Origin of the sequence: Poriferisphaera corsica, from assembly GCF_007747445.1 — a bacterium.
Taxonomy (GTDB): domain Bacteria; phylum Planctomycetota; class Phycisphaerae; order Phycisphaerales; family Phycisphaeraceae; genus Poriferisphaera; species Poriferisphaera corsica.
Map to the genome: position 1 here is coordinate 3591077 of NZ_CP036425.1, position 19561 is coordinate 3610637.

At 46.1% G+C, this 19561-nt stretch carries 18 protein-coding genes; 6 read left to right on the forward strand and 12 right to left on the reverse strand.

Annotated elements, in window-relative coordinates; genetic code table 11:
• Window positions 1–50 precede the first annotated feature (50 nt).
• Complete coding sequence (locus KS4_RS14655) at window positions 51–485, forward strand: Lrp/AsnC family transcriptional regulator (RefSeq protein ID WP_145079751.1); 435 nt, start codon at window positions 51–53, stop codon at window positions 483–485.
• Between the two features lie 295 nt (window positions 486–780).
• The gene (locus KS4_RS14660; RefSeq protein ID WP_145079754.1) at window positions 781–1584 is read left to right on the forward strand and encodes a DUF1338 domain-containing protein; all 804 of its coding nucleotides are present in this window, start codon (window positions 781–783) and stop codon (window positions 1582–1584) included.
• A 322-nt stretch (window positions 1585–1906) separates the two neighbouring features.
• Here the strand turns inward: KS4_RS14660 and astD are convergent, their stop codons facing one another.
• Window positions 1907–3367, reverse strand: a complete 1461-nt coding sequence (gene astD, locus KS4_RS14665) for a succinylglutamate-semialdehyde dehydrogenase (protein WP_145079757.1) — start codon at window positions 3365–3367, stop codon at window positions 1907–1909.
• A gap of 86 nt (window positions 3368–3453) precedes the next feature.
• On the reverse strand, window positions 3454–4497 hold the full coding sequence (locus KS4_RS14670) for an arginine N-succinyltransferase (protein ID WP_145079760.1): 1044 nt from the start codon (window positions 4495–4497) through the stop codon (window positions 3454–3456).
• Between the two features lie 181 nt (window positions 4498–4678).
• On the opposite strand from KS4_RS14670, the gene KS4_RS14675 reads away from it, so the two are divergent.
• From KS4_RS14675 to KS4_RS14690, 4 genes are all read left to right on the forward strand, one after another.
• Window positions 4679–4927 carry a hypothetical protein gene (locus tag KS4_RS14675; protein WP_145079763.1) on the forward strand — a complete coding sequence of 83 codons (249 nt, stop codon included), beginning with the start codon at window positions 4679–4681 and terminating at the stop codon, window positions 4925–4927.
• Window positions 4928–5170: 243 nt separating this feature from the next.
• Window positions 5171–6091, forward strand: coding sequence for a TadE/TadG family type IV pilus assembly protein (locus tag KS4_RS14680; RefSeq protein ID WP_145079766.1), 921 nt, complete (start codon window positions 5171–5173; stop codon window positions 6089–6091).
• A 44-nt stretch (window positions 6092–6135) separates the two neighbouring features.
• Window positions 6136–8217 carry a Tad domain-containing protein gene (locus KS4_RS14685; RefSeq protein ID WP_261341894.1) on the forward strand — a complete coding sequence of 694 codons (2082 nt, stop codon included), beginning with the start codon at window positions 6136–6138 and terminating at the stop codon, window positions 8215–8217.
• Entirely contained in the window at window positions 8217–8948 is a 732-nt protein-coding gene (locus tag KS4_RS14690) for a hypothetical protein (protein ID WP_145079772.1), read from the forward strand. The genes KS4_RS14685 and KS4_RS14690 overlap by 1 nt, the downstream gene beginning before the upstream one ends.
• Before the next feature lie 120 nt (window positions 8949–9068).
• On the opposite strand, the gene KS4_RS14695 is transcribed toward KS4_RS14690, so the two are convergent.
• The 10 genes from KS4_RS14695 to KS4_RS14740 form a co-directional block, all read right to left on the reverse strand.
• Complete coding sequence (locus KS4_RS14695) at window positions 9069–9767, reverse strand: cytochrome c oxidase subunit 3 (protein ID WP_145079775.1); 699 nt, start codon at window positions 9765–9767, stop codon at window positions 9069–9071.
• A gap of 246 nt (window positions 9768–10013) precedes the next feature.
• Window positions 10014–10415 carry a cytochrome C oxidase subunit IV family protein gene (locus KS4_RS14700; RefSeq protein ID WP_145079778.1) on the reverse strand — a complete coding sequence of 134 codons (402 nt, stop codon included), beginning with the start codon at window positions 10413–10415 and terminating at the stop codon, window positions 10014–10016.
• Window positions 10416–10469: 54 nt separating this feature from the next.
• Window positions 10470–11426 carry a cytochrome c oxidase subunit 3 gene (locus KS4_RS17730; protein ID WP_200761313.1) on the reverse strand — a complete coding sequence of 319 codons (957 nt, stop codon included), beginning with the start codon at window positions 11424–11426 and terminating at the stop codon, window positions 10470–10472.
• 143 nt (window positions 11427–11569) lie between these two features.
• Entirely contained in the window at window positions 11570–13495 is a 1926-nt protein-coding gene (locus KS4_RS14710) for a cytochrome c oxidase subunit I (RefSeq protein ID WP_200761756.1), read from the reverse strand.
• 246 nt (window positions 13496–13741) lie between these two features.
• Window positions 13742–14896 carry a cytochrome c oxidase subunit II gene (gene coxB / locus KS4_RS14715; RefSeq protein ID WP_200761314.1) on the reverse strand — a complete coding sequence of 385 codons (1155 nt, stop codon included), beginning with the start codon at window positions 14894–14896 and terminating at the stop codon, window positions 13742–13744.
• 67 nt (window positions 14897–14963) lie between these two features.
• A complete protein-coding gene (locus tag KS4_RS14720; RefSeq protein WP_145079787.1) occupies window positions 14964–15830 on the reverse strand; it encodes an SCO family protein in 867 nt (288 codons plus the stop codon).
• Window positions 15831–15924: 94 nt separating this feature from the next.
• The gene (locus KS4_RS14725) at window positions 15925–16218 is read right to left on the reverse strand and encodes a hypothetical protein (RefSeq protein ID WP_145079790.1); all 294 of its coding nucleotides are present in this window, start codon (window positions 16216–16218) and stop codon (window positions 15925–15927) included.
• Window positions 16219–16341: 123 nt separating this feature from the next.
• Window positions 16342–17712, reverse strand: a complete 1371-nt coding sequence (locus tag KS4_RS14730; protein WP_145079793.1) for a quinol:cytochrome C oxidoreductase — start codon at window positions 17710–17712, stop codon at window positions 16342–16344.
• Between the two features lie 77 nt (window positions 17713–17789).
• Window positions 17790–18569 (reverse strand): c-type cytochrome, encoded by a 780-nt coding sequence (locus tag KS4_RS14735; protein WP_145079796.1) that lies wholly within the window; start codon window positions 18567–18569, stop codon window positions 17790–17792.
• A 195-nt stretch (window positions 18570–18764) separates the two neighbouring features.
• Window positions 18765–19373: a DUF3341 domain-containing protein gene (locus KS4_RS14740; RefSeq protein ID WP_145079798.1), complete on the reverse strand. Its 609-nt coding sequence runs from the start codon at window positions 19371–19373 to the stop codon at window positions 18765–18767.
• Window positions 19374–19561: the final 188 nt, after the last annotated feature.

Sequence of the window (19561 nt, forward strand, 5' to 3'; positions counted from 1 at the left end):
CGCAACTGAGTCAGTATTGATAATCATGGGTTGAAGAATGGAGCCGCGTTATGGTCCCTGACGAAACGGACTGGAAAATCACAGAGATTCTGAGGCAGAGCTACGAATCGAACAATCAGATTGCGAGACAGTTAGGTGTTTCGGAAGGGATGGTTCGCAAACGTGTGCAAAGGCTGAAAGAGGCTGGGATTCTAAAGGTGCGTGCACTGATTAATCCGGATGTTTTGGATAATCAGCAGGTGGCTGTGATCGGGGTGAACGTGAAAGAATCAAGATTGCTTGATCAGAAGGCGAGTGATATTTCAGATTTGGACTGCGTTTTGTCCGTTTCGGTTGTATCTGGACGTTATGATCTTTTGGTTGAGCTACTAGTTGATTCGAATCGCGGGATGGTCCAGTTTTTAACCGAGACGCTGCCACAGGTCGATGGGATCTCTGCGACCGAGAGTTTTTTATTGCTGAAAAGTTATAAAAAATATGTGTAATTATGGCGGCGCAGCCGTATGATACGGCTAAGGTTCTATAACTTAAAAAATAAGCGAGCAGTCGATGAAAGTTGGCTGCTCGAATTAAAATAATTTGTATTCGGTTTGGTTTTTATATTTAAAAGAATAGTCGACATTAGTTTTGGAGATTACTAATGGCGATGGTGTTGTCGAAAAATTGATTTAACTAGTTACTTGTTTCGCGCGGCGTTAGCCGGGCTTGTTTTGTTGTGTTCAGTGAGTGAGCTGAATGCGATTGGTGTTGCAATTCACATTGCATGCATGGAGAGATCATATGAGAGACGCACATGAACTATTGGCTAAATTATGGGAAAATTACAGCAATTTGATACCACAGGCAAAAGAGATTCACGGGCTTTTGGAAGCACGTGGCGATAAGGTTGCGAATGATCATATTGCATTACGAACTTACAATGATCCACGGATTGGAGTTGAATCGCTAGCTAAATATTTCGAGCGTTTTGGCTACAAGGCTTGTGGTGAATATGAGTTTAAGGCAAAGAAATTACGAGCCAAGCATTTTGAGCACGAAGATCCTGATTTGCCATTGGTATTTATTAGTGAGCTTAAGACAGAAGAGTTTAGTGACGAATTACAATCGGCGGTCAAAGGATTTGTCGATCAAATTAAAGATGAAGATTATGCCCGCGATGATTTCCCATGTATCGGCAGGCCATGGGATGTTTCACATGAGACATATTTGAAATTGGCTGATGAATCTGAGTACGCGGGATGGATGGCGGCATTTGGTTTTAGAGCAAACCACTTTACGGTGTACATCAATGCGCTATCATCGATGAAAAGCCTTGAAGAAATGAATCAGTTTTTAAAGGATAATGGCTACCCACTGAATACGAGTGGTGGTGAAATCAAAGGTACGCCTGAGATGCTTTTAGAACAGAGTTCGACACTGGCAGATAAGGTTGAAATTCCATTTACTGATGGCAAGTTTGTGATTCCATCGTGTTATTATGAATTCGCTCGTCGATACCCGAAGCCGAATGGTGAGATATTCACTGGTTTTGTCGCCCAATCTGCTGATAAAATCTTTGAAAGTACGGATAGGCAAAAAGCTTAATCCACAATATCCACAGATAGACATTTAACAACCTGCAGCCTAAAAGCTGCAGGTTGTTATTAATTTAGTTTAAATCTTTATGGTGCAATAAAAACATTGCAATACAACTTGTACGATTTTCGCACGCGCAATATTTGATTCTTGTTTTTATGTTAATTCTATGATATTTAATCGCCGCTATAGATTCAGAATTGTCAATTCTGACAATACGAATTTCGATCTATTATTGTTAATTTAGGTAGTTAAAAAAGTAGAAGCTCGCGGAATGCGCGAGCTTCTGGGATGGGGGTGGTGTGGGAAAATTATTATACAACAATCATGATTAAAAACCAGTCCCTACGATTGTTTTTTCTGGGATTGATATAGAATTTGCTTCAAGCGATGCAACGGGGAAAGCACAGTAATCCGCGGAGAAAAATCCGGCAGGTCGGTTGTTTCCAGATTTCCCGCAACCACCAAAAGGGAAACGTCCGGATGCACCCGTAGTTTGCCGATTCCAATTAACAATACCGGCTCGGATTTTGCGGTAGAAGCGTTTATAGTTATCGGGGTTATCAGAGAGCAGTGCGGCGGAGAGCCCGTATGCGGTTGCATTCGCGGCGTCAATGGCGGCGTCAAAGTCGGGAACACGAATGACTTTAAGAAGAGGACCGAAGTGCTCGGTATCAGTGATCGTTTTAAGTGGGGTTAGATCAATGAGGCCTGGTGTTAAAAGAGCTGGCGATGCTTCGTGCTGCTGCATTGTAACGAGCGGGGTTGCGCCGTCAGCAATGTACTGATCTTGAGCCTTGAGCATATTTTGCGCGGCTTCGATATCGATGAGCGGGCCGAAGAATGGAGCGGGGTCAGCGTTCCATGCCCCAATGTTCATTTTGGGTAGGTGCTGGGCGAGTTGATCAATAAATTGATCGCCTTGTGCGGTTTGAGGGACGATGAGCCTGCGTGCACAGGTACATCGTTGACCGGTAGTGATATATGCTGACAAGAGGGTGTGATAAATTGCGGCCTTGGTATCGGCAGATTCGTGGACGATGAGCGGATTGTTGCCGCCCATTTCAAGAGCGACGATTTTTTCGGGATGATCTGCGAGCAGTTGGTTGATGGCACGTCCGACATTGTATGAGCCGGTAAAAAAGACGCCGACGATATCGGGGTGAGTGATCAGTGCTTTGCCAATCTCAGCGGCTCCGTGAACAAGATTAACGACACCTGCAGGGAGGCCGGCGTTATGCCAACAGCGGATCATTTCTTCGCCAATTAGTGGGGTTTTCTCAGATGGCTTGAAAACAATTGTGTTACCTGCGAGGAGAGCAGGGATGATGTGACCGTTGGGCAGATGACCGGGAAGGTTGAACGGGCCGAGAACGGCACACGGGCCATGCGGCTTGTAGCGGGTAATACCTTGCGCGTCGCCGACTGCGAGGGTGAGTTCGGCGAGACGTTCCTTGTGGGCATCAAGAGCAAGCTGAACCTTGGCGACCATACGATCGGCTTCCATGGTTGCTTCCCATAGCGGCTTACCTGTTTCTTGAGCAATAATTTGCGAGATTTTTTCGAAGTTTTTTTCGAGTTCTGCTTTGTATTTGAGGACGTATTCGAGACGCTGCTCAAGTGTGAGGTCTGCCCAATCAGGGAAGGCATTTGCGGCTGCGGTCACGGCGTGATTGACTTGATCTGGGGTTGCGTATTGGCCGTCCCAGATGGGTGTATTTTCGAATGGTGCGATAGACTGGAAGGCTTCGCCCTGCCCTTCTAACCATTGATTAGCAATAAATTGAGTCATGATGTTACTTGAACCTTATGAATAAAATGGTGGCGTGTGATTTCTTCTGTATTGTTGCCGATAGATCGTGGGTTGTTGATAAGGGTTTACGGTGTTTTTTGTGTGAATGCCGGCCGAATAGGGGCAACACGAACGTTGTCGCCAACTGAGAGGCGTAAAGCGTCCGCAATTTGTGGGTCGAGTGTGATATGCTCATCGGCAGAAAAATCGACATAGGCCTTGCCGGAACGGAACGATGGCGTGTTGGAAGCGATGATGTAGTCGGTAGTTGTGTTTTGTGTGGGTGCGATCTTATCAACGATGACGGTTGAAGATTCGCGAAGGGTACGGATTTTATTGCGTTGACAGGTGTATATGGGGCCTGCTTCAAAGATATCGATTAGGCCAGAGAAAATAAAACCCTCTTGTTCGAGCAGACGGCGTGCGGGGACGGTATTGCGGTGAACCTCGCCGATGACCTCTTGAGCGGCTTTGGGGAGCGTGGCTACGTAAATAGGGTGCTTGGGCATGAGATCTCCGACGAAGGATTTGTCGAAGACAGATTGGCGTGAGGCTTCGAGGAAATCAATATCGAAGAAGTGCTGACTAAGCGCATCATAGAAAGGGGAGCGGCCATTGGGATCAATGACGCCTCGCAGAGCGGCGATGATCTCGGGGTCGAAATGGGTGGGATGCTCAGACATGAAGAGAAAGCGAGAGAGAGAGAGGAGGCGGCCGTTGCCGGATGAGCGATAGGACTCATCGAGAAAGAGTGAGCAAATCTCACAGGGGCCATTGTGTTCGGCGTATGGGTGGAGGGTGCGTATTTCTTTTTGGACGCCGATGAAATCGGAGCGTTGAACGCCGGTTTTCGTGCGGAACGCGTAGAAGGGTTCGAAGCCTCCGACTTTAGGAACGATACCGGATGTGCCGACGATGTTGCTGGTTTCAAGGTCTTCCATGACGAACATGAAGGCTTCGCCGGGAGTGGGTTTGTAATCGATACGTTCGAAGCCTCGGATTGAATCTTCGACACGTTTTGCGAGGTAATCGGGGTCTTTAGTGAGAGATGTCATGCCAAAATCGGCTTTGGATACGAGGTCGACAAATTGTTCGGTGTCGTGTCGTTCGATGGGGCGAATGATAACCATATTCAGAAAGATCCTGAGTAAGCAAAAAGAATGAATGTGTTCAGAGCGTTTTCCGTCACCACTCACTCATTGAGTCATCGATCGATAAAGAAAACGAAGTGTTTTCGTAGATTAACGACTAAAACTTTCGACTCCAGCCCTATGAGTGATAATGTAACTGACTCTAGGTGTGGGTTCGCGCTTGGCTGATGGTGTATTTGCAGATAGCGATCACGTGGAATTGAATCGGTTTGCCGAGGAAATGAAACAGGCAGTGTTAGGTCAAGTTGTTGATAGATCGCTTGTGCTGGCGGCCATCAAACCAAAAAAACTGGCACACCGTGTTGAGGAATATTATACAAGACTTCAAATTAAAGCGGCAGTAAAAAACAGGGATAAGATGAAGATATATGGCTCGCAACCCACAACACAAAAGATTATAAGATCTTAATTTTCAAGTATTTGCTTACTATGGGAGCCTAGATTGACAGGTCGTCGGGGTACGTGCGATATGGAGTAATTGGCTTGTGCGTGAAATAAACGTTTGAGCAGTACGTCATATTTAGTAGAAGGTGTCATACGTTGTGGGATTATCGGGATGTGTATACGTGCAGAGGTGTGGTCGTAGCCGATAATATGGTGAGACGATGGGTGAACTTGGTTGAGGTTGGCGAAAATACAGTCAGGATGGACGATGCTTGAATCGCGTTTGATTGAGGGATCTAAAGGGTATCAATGGTGGGAGCCGCTGTTTGATTGGAGCGGTGGGTGGTGGCATGTGATGGGCGTGTTGGTGGTATTAGCATTTGTGCTGCTTGTGTTGCGAGGGATGTACCGCTTGGGTCGCATGACGATCGCGGCAGACAATTCACAGAAAGCGGAACGTGGAACGGCGGCCATTGAGTTTGTGCTGGTGTTTCCCGTGCTATTGGTATTGGTACTGCTGCTGGTTCAACTGGTGTTTTTATTGGTTGGGAATTTGCAGGTGCAATATGCTGCGTATGCGGCAACACGAAGTGCGATTGTGTATATACCGACGGATCTGGGGGAGAACAATGAAGCGAACAAACTGATTACAGCACATGGTTTTGAAAAATATGATGCGATTCATCAGGCTGCGTATTTATCATTGGTGAGCGTTAGCGGGGAAAGCGATTCGCTGGCGGCACATTTGGAAATTGATGTCGAGCAGTATGTCCAAGGTGTGAGCGAGATGTATTTGATTCAGGATCGGCCTGAGCCGAAATGGGTTGAAACGCTGTTGGCAAAACGTTTGAGGTATGCGGCGAATCATACAGATATTCGTGTAACACGGATGATGAATCACTGGGACTTGCCGTATACGGGGATGGAGCCGGTGTATGACAGTCATTTGTATGGGCCGCGAGATCCGGTGGGTGTGGTGGTCAAGCACAAGTTTAATTTGTCCGTGCCGTATGTGAGGGCACTGTTCTCGGATGGGCAATTGGGCGAGGCATCGGGTGGTGGTGAATATGCGCTATTGGAAGGTTATGCGGTAATGACGTTGGAGGGGATGAAAGTACCGCTTCCTCCAGCGCCATCAATCAAGCGCGTACTTGGTGACACATATTTGTACTACACACTTCCCAATTGAACGAAGAAGGAATAATGCCATTGAGCATTGAATACAAAAGCAGAATGTGCAATGAGCATCGCTCGTGTGGAGCGGTCTTTATTTTGGTCATGCTTGCGATCTTATTGATTGCGGCAATCACGTTTTATGTATTTAATGCTGGGCGACATATCCAAGGGCGAGTTGAGACACAAAATGCGGCGGATGCTTCAGCAATGGCGGGGGGCACAGAAATTGCACGAACGTTTAATACGATTGCGATGAATCAGGTACAGACGGCGAGAGTGATTTCGGCTATTAATGTGATAGACTCTTTGCCGCAAGCGATTGATTACATTATTACTTCACCAGGTGAAATGAAAGATGGTGAACTAACCGCTTTAGATCATGTTCTGAAACATGAGTATGGTAAACGACCACTCGATCCTTGGTATCAGAATTTGCTAAAGAGAGCGCATATTGGGCATGGCGGAAGTACGCAAACCGTTATCCCGATGCTGCTTGAAATGGATGCTTTGTATAACGGTAACAGCTCATATATTCCAACACTGACGTTTTACAATCACCCAACTAGGCAAGGCCGAGGGAAGCTCTGGGAATCGATATATTCGATGTATCAACAGAATAAGGCGATGGTTGAAACGATTGATGATCGCGTTGAGTCTGCGGTCGATGAGACGACTCGGCAGAATATCAGGTCGAATCGTGATGCTGGCGCGATTATGCTGCCGCTGATAAATCGTGTGCCGATTGTAAAAGGGAATTTCAATGATTATGAACGGCCGATTAAAAGAGGAATGTTGCCGGGGCCTGATGATCCGCGATTAATTAAGAATGATAGCTTGTTCGAAGGGTTGGGTGTTATCGATCATCGTGTTGATAATCGCGGACCATGGGACACTTTAATGGGGTGGCGGCGAACAGATCTTCGTACAGGTGAGGGGGATGTTAGAACATTAGTTCGATATCGACCTCCACATCGTATTATGACAAACCAAGAGCAAGAGGCAGCGGAAAAATATTGGGTTTATGGGCCACAAGAATGGCTTTTAGATAAACTAACCCATGATGACGTGACGATTGAGGATCGTGGCGCACTACACCGCCTTGATGAAAAGGTACTCAATTTTTCCAGCTATAAATTGGACTATTTATTTCCTGGGGCCAACGCATCACCGCGTATCAGGTCTATGTATAAACCGAATTGGGAAGTAGACCTTAGCATTGACAACCAAAGATCAAACGACAACAACGGATATTCAATTCGGCGATATATATTAGAAGCACAAACTCATCCGTGGGAATTCGGTGAATCAATGTATCTCGTTTGTGAGATGAAAAGTCGATTTGCAAACAACAAAGGAAATCCGAACACACAAGGTATCACTTGGAACTATATCAAACGAAATAATCGGCCAATGCCTTTTCTTGATTATTCTGATAGTTTTACAAGATTGCCGTACTCAATACCTGCGGAATATATCATTGAGAAAGATGAATGGATCGACCCTATAACAAAGGTATTAAAAAAGGCGATAATCAAGGCTAAGTATAAAACGGAAGCGAATAATTTTGAGCTTGGGGGCGATTCAGAAATTGGGTTAGAGCCAAAAATCATCGGAAGAAATCCTGACGGTACCTATATTTATGCAAGCCAGACCGTTTACTGGACAACGATTTTTGTCTATGTGGGGACAGATGTTCATGACATACCGGAAGGAAAGCAACCAATACGTAATCCTCATGCTGGATTCAATCGGCATGATGCTGGTTCACCTGTACCGTTTGATCTGAATCATGAGTTGATGCGGCCTCGCCGTGAAAGTACGGATGCGCGTTTGCAGTTCTTGAATATTAGTTATGTTGATGATCAAGCTGAGATATGGTCAGAAAAATTTGACCGCAATCGCCCGTATCGAAAGATGGTGGGTTTGTCTCAAGTCAGATTGTTTAATAACCATTCATGGGATTTGTGGACGCAGATGTGGCATGCACAGTTGGAGCCTGTGCAGGATTATGACCAGTGGGTTGATCTGTTTAATCAAGGGGATGTTATGGATCTATCGGGGAAGGATTCTGGGGAGATGTATGAGCTTGGCAGGTATCTTGAAAGTTTGAAGACAATGTCTGATTTTGGGAGACATTAGTGGCTACGACAGATCAAATACATATTCATCGGCATTGGTATGGCCGCCATCACGAGGTTGGCGGTGTGATGGCGGAAACGGTGCTGATCATGCCGTTACTCGTCACGGTTTTTGGCATTGTGCTTTTTAGTGGCATGTCGATGTTACGGTTTGAGAGAGCAACCGTGATGGATCGGTATGCGGTATGGAAGGATGTGACCAACGGATATGGGCCGGGCAATGAGGAAGAATATAACGATACTTTTATGAATGGCGAGGCAGCGACTTTGGTGTATAAGGTTGAGGAAGGGCCATCGTATAGAACGACGAATATCATGCGTGAGGCGAGTGAGGGTGAATCAATGGAAGCGTTGCTGTACTTTGAGTATATGTCTGCGCTACTGCCAAGCCAAAAAAAGTACATTTTTAAAACAACGCATACAACGGATAGCTCATTTTTCAGATGGATGGGGATGCGCAATATTCACAGTTACGAACGGATTGATAATGAATGGAAGTATTCAAATGGGGTAACACTTAATGAGTATGACAAATGGACATATGCCGCACCGCGAATATCGTTAGAGCAAATTCACACGGGCTACTTCTATGATAGCTACGATGATAGCCTGCAAGCGAGTATCTCACGTGGAAATACATACGCAGAGATTTTCCGTGAGTTCCATTTTGATCGACCTCCCTATCGAGGCCCTATTGTGATATCTGAAGACTGGGAAAATGTAGATTGGTAAAATCACATCTTCTTGAAATTTATTGAGATTAGCAATCGGATTGAGATATTGGCCACGTACATTTAAATTGATTAGTTGATATGCCTATCACCCAATACAGATTCGATATCATGTCCTGCTCTAGGCGGTTAACAGAAGGACGAGAAACATTGAGATCCATACAGCATCAAGAAAATGCCAATACATGGCGATGTATTTAACGGGGCCGAAGCATTCATGATCATAACGTCCGTTCACAGCATTCTTCGTAATTAGTGCTAACGGGATGATGCCGCCTATGACGTGAGCAGCATGTAATGCGATGAGAAAGACAATGAAGCCAAAAAGCGCGAGTTGCCGCGTGTTCATAAATTCTTCATTGGTTGGCGTGCTTGCGAGTAGAGTGCGATGCTGATCAAAAAGCTCGACCATCGCGGGAGTTTGGATGAGTAAGAAAGAAATCGAAAGAAATACGGTGAGCTTCATCATGCGCAGGAATGGCGTTAGACGTTGCATCTGTACATGTTTTAATGCAGAAGCGATTGTGAATGACGATGCGATAATGATGAAGGATGAAAGGTAGAGGAGGATGGGCATGTGAACGTTGGGGATGTCGGGCGTGATGATGCGATTTTCGGGGGAACCATTGGGGTAAGCAATGACGTCGTAGGGTTGACGGATTTGGTAGTTAATAATGATGTAACCGATCATCGAAGCAATAAATAGAACGCCAATAGAGAAAAGAAAAAGCTGCATACCGAACGTGCCGGTTCGAAGCGGGACCGGTTTACGGCGTAGATTTCTACTATCAAGATTGCCTGCTTGATGCTTTGAAGACATATTTGTACTCGTCATTTAGAGTAACCTGATGTTGAATAGTAGGGTGGTTTGAGACTAAAAAGCCAAAAGGGAAATATCTTAGTACTTTTAACGATATTACTCTCTCGTTGACCTGTAGATCGTTACGAGAGATTTACTATTTATTGCACGTCTGCTTCGAATTGACGAGAACAATACGAGACTGTCGGCTCAAGAAAAAGCCTGCAAAAACTGCAGGCTTTGGATTATTGGCGTGAATATCTGAGATTAATGCGCGGGATCGCTTTCCGAGCTGTCAGGAAGTTTGGGGATATCCTGAATAGTCTGCGGCTGTAGGCGATCGAGCAATGCGGGACGTTCAACATACTTTTGATATTCGAGTGAATCCTTGAGCGCGAAGCCTATAAAGATACCAACAAAAACGAAAGCAACGGCAAGGATGAGGCTATTGTACGGTGAATCCCAGCGAAGATGCATGAAATACAGTGCAACGAGAATCGCTTTCGCAACAGCTACGCCAAGAGCAATCCAGATGTTGAGACCACCGAGATCGACTTTTGTAACACCAACGGTGAGGAAGGTGAGGATAATGAGTGCTGCAAAAACCGCAAATAGAATTCGCAGCGGTACGGCATGTACGTGATCATCGGAATGTGCTGAGTGACTCATATTTTGAACCTCGATTCAACGAGTGTTTTGTTTGATAACAACTTTAACCATCCATTAGTGAATCAGATAGAGCAATGGGAAAAGGAAGATCCAGATGAGGTCGACGATATGCCAATAAAGGCCGACCAAGTCGACGGGCACAAAGTACTTGGGGCCGAAGGTTCCAAGCATTGAACGAATAAGTAGCCAGAAGATGAGTGCCATGCCGACGAGAACGTGGATGCCGTGCAGACCGGTCATGAGGAAATAGATCTGGAAGAATTGCGAAACAAGTGTGCGCTGCTGAGGCGTGAGGTCTTCGTAAGTGAGTGGTTTCTTTTCGGGGTAGTTGTAAGCAGCGGCATCACCTTCATTCCGACCGAATTGAGTGGAAAGGCCGACCGGCCCCTGGTTTGCTTCAGGAATGTTGGTTTGCGCATCCGTAGGGAGTACAGCTTGGGGTTGATTCACTTGCTCGTCATTTTGAGCAACGTCTTTGATTTGTTCGCTTAGCGAATCAGTCGACTCAGTGGATGGCGTTACGGCGTTGTGTGATTCGCCATATTCAACCGCACCCACGAGTTTTTCGGGATTGGTGAAGGAATCGCTCTTGTAGTAAAAGGCGTTCTCAGTACCGACCCAGAGACCGTGCTTATATTTAGAGGTGTACTCGATTGTTTTGATGCCCATAAAACCGAAACCACCGAGAAGCGTGAGAAAGAGCAAGCCAACAAGAAGCTTTTGCTGACCAAGTTGTGCTGCGCGAACAGCCCAAGCCATTGTGAGCGATGAGGTAAGTAGCACAACAGTGTTGATTGCACCGAGGTTGGTGTCAAGGAAGTGGTTTGCGTAAAGGAAAACTTCGGGATGCGTGCCACGATAGACGGCATAGGCGCAGAAAAGGCCGCCAAACATGAGGATTTCCGTTGCGAGGAAAACCCACATACCAACCTTGGCGGAGCTGTATTGCTGCACAGGCGTATCAAAGTGATGCGCGAGGTGCGGGTCGTGATGTTCATCAACCTTATTCATAGAGGATCTCGTAGTTGATATTGAGCGTCAGTAAATGACTGTTTGCTTTAATATCAGACGAGCGGATTAGTGCTCGACTGATGATCTGTTGTTTCTCAGCTAATTAGCTGAAAGCTTCGATCGTTTGATCTCAAATTAATGCGTTATGAATCATTATGAGCCATAGCTTGTCTTTCTTCGGGCTCGCTGGCCTCATCGAGAATATAACCTTCAATCTCGGGCTTCCAACGCCAATGCGAATAGTCGTATGGATCGGTTGCTGGAGGTGCATGATCAAAGTTGGCATGTGGTGGGGGTGAGACTGTGTGCCATTCGAGTGAGTTTGCGCCCCAAGGGTTAGCGGGTGCTTGCTTGCCTCGAAGTAGTGAGTGAATCCACACAAAAAGCACAAGGAAGAGACCCACGGTGAGGATGAGTGAGCCACCTGTGGAGATGTGGTGATAGATCTGGTATTTATCGATGTAGGTTGCATAGCGGCGAGGCATGCCGAGCGCACCCATGATGAATTGAATGAAGAAAGTGACGTTGAAGCCGACAAAGACGAGGAACCAGCCAATCTGAGCCCAACGTTCTGAGTACATCTTGCCGAACATCTTTGGCCACCAATAATGCATGCCTGCGAGGAATGCGAAGAGCGTTGAGCCAACCATGACGTAGTGGAAGTGAGCCACGATGAAGTAAGTGTCGTGGATGTGGATATTCACAGCGAGTGTGGCACAGTAAATACCTGTGAGGCCACCGATAGTGAATAGCCAGATAAACCCGAGTGCGTAGAGCATCGGTGAATCGAGGCGGATCGAGCCGTTGTACATCGTCGTCAACCAATTGAAAACCTTGATGGCTGAAGGGATCGCGACAAGCATGGTAATGATTGAGAAGACTGCGTTGAGCAATTCGGATTGGCCGGAAGTAAACATGTGGTGACCCCAGACGAGGAAACCGAGAATAGCAATCGCCATTGAAGAGCATGCGATGAAGGCATAGCCAAAGATGTGCTTGCGTGAAAATACGGAGATCACCTCCGAGACAATACCCATTGCAGGAAGGATCATAATATAGACGGCTGGGTGTGAATAGAACCAGAAAAAGTGCTGGTAGAGGATTGGGTCCCCGCCTAGGGCTGGGTCAAAGATGCCGACATGAAGAACACGCTCTGCGATGAGCAGGAGAAGTGTGATCGCAAGGACTGGTGTTGCGAGAATTTGAATAACAGCGGTTGCATAGAGTGCCCATAACATGAGCGGCATACGGAACCATGTCATGTTTTTCGGGCGAAGCATGTGGATGGAGGCGATGAAATTGACGGCTGTAAGGATTGATGAGAAACCGAGGATAAAGGCCCCGCCTGTGGCGGCAACAACTGCGGTGTTGGTCTCAGTTGAATATGGCGTGTAGAACGTCCAACCTGTATCAAGGCCACCACCGCCCCAAACTCTTTCAAGCGTTGGGACGATATAGTTCATGATGCCTTTGCCTAGCACCCAGATAAAGAAGATCGCACCGCCCATATAGCAGTACCATGAAGCAAGGTTGAGCCTAGGGAACGCCACATCCTTCGCACCGAGCATCAATGGCAAAACAAAGTTACCAATAATGGCGGGGATGGCAGGTATGATGAATAAGAACACCATCACAGCACCGTGAAGCGTGAAGGATTGGTTATAGAGTGTGTTGTGGTTGTTTAGTTTAGTGGCGTAATTGCCGGCTGCTGCGGTGCGAGCCTCGTTCAGTTGTGCATAATCAACGATTGGAACATTCGCGTTCGGATTCTTTGCTGCGGTATCGGTAAGAACAGCCTCAACGTCAGTTTGCAATTCTTCAGGGGTACGCTGACCTGGATTAAAAATCAGATTGAGCGCCTCGTCTGGAACGGTGGCGTTCTGACTATGAACAATCGCACGTGTATCGTTCATCTCCATGCCCATCTGATTGCCTGCATCAGCAATAGGCAGAGCCAACATGACTCGTAACACGATCGCAAAAATGCCACCGACGAGGAAGAAGGTCAAAACGGCAATCATATATAGGATGCCGATTCGTTTATGATCCAACGTGAAAAGCCAACTCATCAGGCCTTTCTGATGGGTCAGGTAATTATCGACATCTTTTTCTTCGACGTGGTTACCGAAGATGTCGGTTTGTTGTGTAGGCTTGGTTGCCGACATTTTTTACCTCGCGTTTAAAGCAACTTACGGAATTGTTTTATACCGCATTGCTATCTCATGGTTGGCCCTGTGAAGGGTCTTACCGGTTGCTGCCGAGCATGGCCCGACGAAACGACCGTGGGGATTCAAGATCCCAATCGGTCGTGTCAATTATTGATTGGTTGCCTCGTTCTGCGTGGCAGCGGGTTCTGTGGTTGCGGTGTCGGGTTCTGCTTGACCTTCTTCGGAGGCGGTTGCCTCACCACCCTCTGGCTGATATTTATCGCTTTGAGCTTTGATGAAAGTTACCAGAGCAGTGACTTCCTGATCGCTAAGCGGGATTGCGGGCATAACGGGTTGATAACCCTTGATACCATGAGAGTTTGGCTGAACGATCGCTTGACGAATAAAGTTCTCGTCCACAATAGGTGCCGAGCCATCTTTGAGTTCGACAGGGTAGCCGTAGTTGTTGAGGAACGATGGGCCGATGAGTTTCGAACCATTGAGTGAGTGACACTGAGCACAGGTCTTGGATTTATAGAGTTTTGCACCGTATTCAACCGGTGTAAGCCCCGCGCCTTGATCGGAAGCTTTTTCAAGCCAAGAACTGAAAGATTCAGGTGTGTGGAGAATGACTTTACTCACCATACGTGAATGGTTGAGACCACAATATTCTGCGCAAAACAGATCATATTCTTTGGTAGGGTTCTCAAAGGTAATGTTGTTTTTCTTACCATCAACTTCGAACCATGTCTGATTGTAGCGACCCGGAACCACATCCTTTTTAATGCGGAAAGCTGGGACGTAGAATGAATGAATAACGTCTTTGGATTCGAGGATCAGCTTGATCGGTTTATCTACAGGGACATGGAGTTCATCAGCAGTCGCACCATTAGGATATGTGAAATTCCAACCCCATTTGAAACCAGTAACGAGAACTTCATAGCTGTTCGAAGGAGGTGTGGCCATATCAAGAAAGCCGCGGAAACCCCATAGAAAGATGGACATCACAATAATAAGCGGAATGATGGTCCATGTGACTTCTAGCGCGGTGTTGTGCGTATGACCGTGAGGCTGATCGTCCGGATGCTTACGTGGGAAGCGTAGGACAAAGAGCACCATCAGTCCTGCAATGACAACAGTAAAGAACACGCTGACATAGGTGAGATAGTTCCAAAGCCAATCAACCTGTTCTGAATAGGTGGATGCTCCCTCTGGGAGAGAGATGCCTTTGGTTTGAGCTTGTGCAAGGATGCTGATCATCTGTATACCTGTTCGTGTTTGGCTTACCTGATTTGGTTTTACTACTTCACCAGTTTTGGCCAAAACAATCATTCGTTAAAGCGTTGTTCAGGTTCCCAAGTTGTATGCGTCGTAAAAATGACGCGAAAGGTCAGCCGTTCGACTGTTCGAGTCGGCGTCGCTTGAATTCTCTAATGAGTAAGAGGCTAATAATGCTGCCGAGCAATACGACAGTGACCCAGCCAGCAAATCTCATCAATCTTGTCACGGCCAACGTATATTGGCCAGCTACATGGTCGTACTGGAAACACATCATGACGACTTGATCCAAAAACGAGCCGACTTTGTTGTCAGCTGCTTCCATGAGCGCGAATTTCATTTGACTTGGTGGGTAAACAATACCTGCCAAATACTTCGTGATCGTGCCATCAGGAGATGTAATCACGATTGCGGCGGGGTGAGCAAACTGTTTAGATGCTTCATCCCATTTAAAACCAAAGCCTGTGGCTTTCGTAAGTTTTTCAATACTATCGCGGCTGCCCGTAAGGAAATCCCAACCATTACCCTTGACTTGCTTTGCCCCACCCATCGTAGCAAAGATTGTATCGCGCTTATCTGAAGCGAGCTGCGAGGTTTCAGCGTAGTCGAAACTCACAGTTAAAATGCGGTATTCATCACCGGGGTTCCAATTCAGCTTCTTAACACCATCTGTCAACCCTTGCAGTACAACGCCACAAAGCATGGGACAGTCGTAGTAACCAAGATTAATGATGACGGGTTTGCCATCCTTATAATAATCCGCAAGCGTTACGGTTTTACCGTTTTGATCTGTAAACTGAAGATCTAAGGGAATCTTATTGCCTAGTTTTTCGTCGAGTTTAACCTCGTCAAAAATCGCAGGCTTGGTTTCCATAAGTGGCAGTTCATCTTGTCGATAGTAGCCCTGTGCAAAAACTGAATTTGTTGATGCCAACAACACTAATCCCGAAAGCAGATATATGCATACACGAACCGTCATGGTCTGATCTCCATGCGTGAGACACAGGCTTGATTTTTTGATTCGCTTACAAAACGCTTTCATAGCAAAACAGTATCCTTCTCCGCTAACGGCTTTATTTTCTATCAACAACCAATTTCATCGCAACATCAATAGGAATGTGGTCATTCCCTTGGGCATCTTTACCAGTTGTCGTGATGTTAGCCAGTTGCTCTGATCTGAGTGATTCAAGCACTTCATTAGGCACCTCAACAACACGCTCTTGGCGGATGTAACCAATCTCGGTTTGTATCCATGCGATCATGCCTACGAAAATAATCAAAATGAGCATGACGCCTGCGATCACAATCGTGACAAGAACACCAACGTTCATGTCACGATTTTCATGTTTTGCTTTTTCCAACGGCATATTTTTCTGCTCAATATTAGTTTAGATTAATTTTAAAATGCTCTAAGGGATTTCCGAATCACATTTTGTTTTTAACTATTTCAGCTTTAAACCTTTGCGTCTTAAACGACATCATGGCAAATCTTAAATGTTATGGAAGCCAAGTGAGTCGTGTAAACGTGGATCTTTAGTTGGAACCGCATTATATCTTGCAAAATTACGCAGCGTCATTCCGACCATCAATGCAAACATCCCAACGCCTGTGCCAATCTCCATAATGCCAAGATTGACGTGATGGGAATCGTACATCGGCATGATAATCCACCAGATATCTATGTAATGCATGACCATCAAGAACACCGCCCAAAATGTGAGCAAAGCGAAATTACGTTTGATGTGGCGTGAGAGTAACCCAGCAAACGGAATCAGCAACTGACCAAACAAAAGGATTAAACCGACATAGGTCCAACCGGTCATTTCTGAGGGCACTTGCGTGATACCGTGAAGTTTATACCAAGCCGTTTCTTCTGGCAGGTTGGCGTACCATATCAGCATGTACTGCGAAAACGCGATATAACCCCAGAAAAAGACAAAGGCAAATAACAATTTACCAAGGTCATGCATATGCTCTTTATTTACAGAAACTAGTACACCCAGCTTTTTAAACATCATAATCATGATGATGATAAAACTGACCGCACTGAGGAATGCACCCGTAAAGTAATAGACTCCGAACATGGTTGAAAACCAAACAGGGTCAAGACTCATAAGCAGGTCAAAAGATGCGAATGTAATCGTTAACGCAAAAGCTAGCGTGTTGATCGGCGACAGACCTTCCATTCTATTGGTCAGAGTATGATCGCCGGTTTCATCCTGCTTGGTACTCGAACGCCAATAGAATCTTGCTGCTAGAAGCCAAATCGCAAAAAACACAACCCAGCGGACGACAAAAAACATTGGATTCAGATATGGACGTTTCGCTAGCATCATTTCTGGTGGATAGTAGTGTTCGCCATGACTCTCAGAATCCGCCTCAGCAGTCTGTTCGGATTGATTCGCGACGGTAATAATCTCTGGCTGATCTGCGGTAGCATGTCCCCCTGCCCCAAGTTTTTCTTCCCAATGATGCGCCGATACAGCCCATGGATATAACTCACCATTACCACTCAAAACCATTCCTAGAATCGGTAGAAAAAGAATCAACAGTAACGGCAATGTATTCGCGATTGACTCAATGGGGCGTCTTACCACAACAACCCAGCCTGCACGAAACAAATGCGTGAGAATCAATAGAATTAATGCACCCAGTGCGATACTCAAGACAAAAGCAAAACCGGTTAAATACGCAAACTGCATATGCCGACTAAACAAATTACCTTCTGAGATCAGCGAGACCACAAACGCTGCGACCAAGCCGATCACCCCAATCGCAATCCAGATACGCGCCGCACCTCTTGCTTTATCACCAAGTGGCTTTGCGTCAATCGGATCTAAATATGCACCGTGTTCTGCCACAGTTCTACTCCGTCGTGCTTATGCTGGGCGAGTTATTAATCTCGCCTTGAATCTTACTTCAATGCTGAAAAGCCGGTTTATTCTGACTGCTCAGCGAGGTCTTTCTCGCTCGCGTGCTGACTAATTTGCAAGGCTCGAATGTAAGCTACAATCGACCAACGATCTTTAACAGAAATCTGCTGACCGTAGCCTTTCATATTTCTAATACCGTTATTGATGGTGTTATAGAGCTTGCCATCAGCATACTCCTCCTCACCATATAGCAAATTACCAGTTTGAGGATTCACTGCAATAATGTTCGAAGCGGGCGTCCATTGATTGATCGTGCTGTTGATGTTAACCAACTCAAGTGCACGTTTATTAACCGCACCATTACCTTGGCCGTCATAGCCATGGCACGCTGAGCAATAGATGTTGAACTGCTCCTGGCCTCGTTTAACAAAAACATCGTCAACATCAATCCGATCAGGTATACCACGATAAAAATCCAACGTAGCCTCAATACCCTCTTCGTCAGGCTGAACCAATACTGGCTGCCCAGCATCGTCTACTTTGAAACCTAACTCGTAATGCGCATCACCAATGATTGCTCGACGCGACACGGTTCCCGCGGGGTTAGGCCGCATGGATCTTTGATCCGCGAAAATCGGATTGATAGACTGCGCATCGAATCGTGGCTGCAAATCCATATCCTGAAAAATATGAACCGGTGGCTTCGTCGATGTTGTCGTTCGAGCCTTAGCAATAAATGCCAAAGGTACCCAAGTTGCGACAACACCCACTACAGCAATCGCGATCAGCCAAAACGGCATCTTCGGCAAATACGTGTCCTCGATGAAATCTTTAATCAGCTTCATCTCGCTTTAGTCCCTCGCTGATACTCTCAGCGGTTATCACTGACTCACCCAATATCAGCTAAATGACATTCGGCTTTAATAAACTGCCATAGCGGATTTCACCGGCATGACAGATCTCGCGTTTCTTTCAAACAGCCCATACCAAACGAAGGACTGCCTCCTCATTTCCGCCTGTTAATGCGGATTAACTTTCACTTAATCAACCACTTCTTCAATCGCACTTGCTCCGATATCTTTCAGCAGCTTCTCGGTTTCTGCACGTTTATAAAGGCTATCCTTACTATCTACACCAATAAAAAATCGGTCATCTGTAGCGCGAACAAACCTGTCGATTTTGAAGAGTGGGTTATACAACATTGGCAAACGATTCAGCAAAAACATACCGAATACAGCTGCAAACGCAGACAACAAAATTGTCATCTCAAATATGACCGGGATCCATGCTGGCAAACTATTAAAAGGTTTACCTGAGATCATGAACTTGTAGCCTACAATTTCAGTACCAGGCATCATCGGCGTATAAGTATCCGTTGACATCGTAACTACCGTCAAAAGTAAACCGACGAAAAACCCCGTCACCCCTGCTCCAAGCACAATCCATGGCAATATCGTTGGCTTAATACCCATCGCATCATCGATTCCATGAATCGGGAACGGCGAATAGACATCCCAACGCTTAAAGCCTTTATCGCGCATCTTCTTGGCAGCCGTCATCAAAACTTCGACATTATCGAATTCTCCAATGATGCCGACAATACGTCCGGGCTTCGGTTGATGATCTGATTTTTCAGTGACTTCGCTCATGGTTCTTACTCAAACTCTGTCACCGGATTTACACGTTCGTGCAAACCTCGGGGCCAAAAGACTCACATCGAGTCTCTTTAAAAGCACGATCCGGATTTTCATCCCGACGGTGCGTCCATATCTCCCCCACGTTCTCCCTATCCCGTCCTCCTACCCCTCCCTTATCTTTACTCACTCCGCCAATCCGT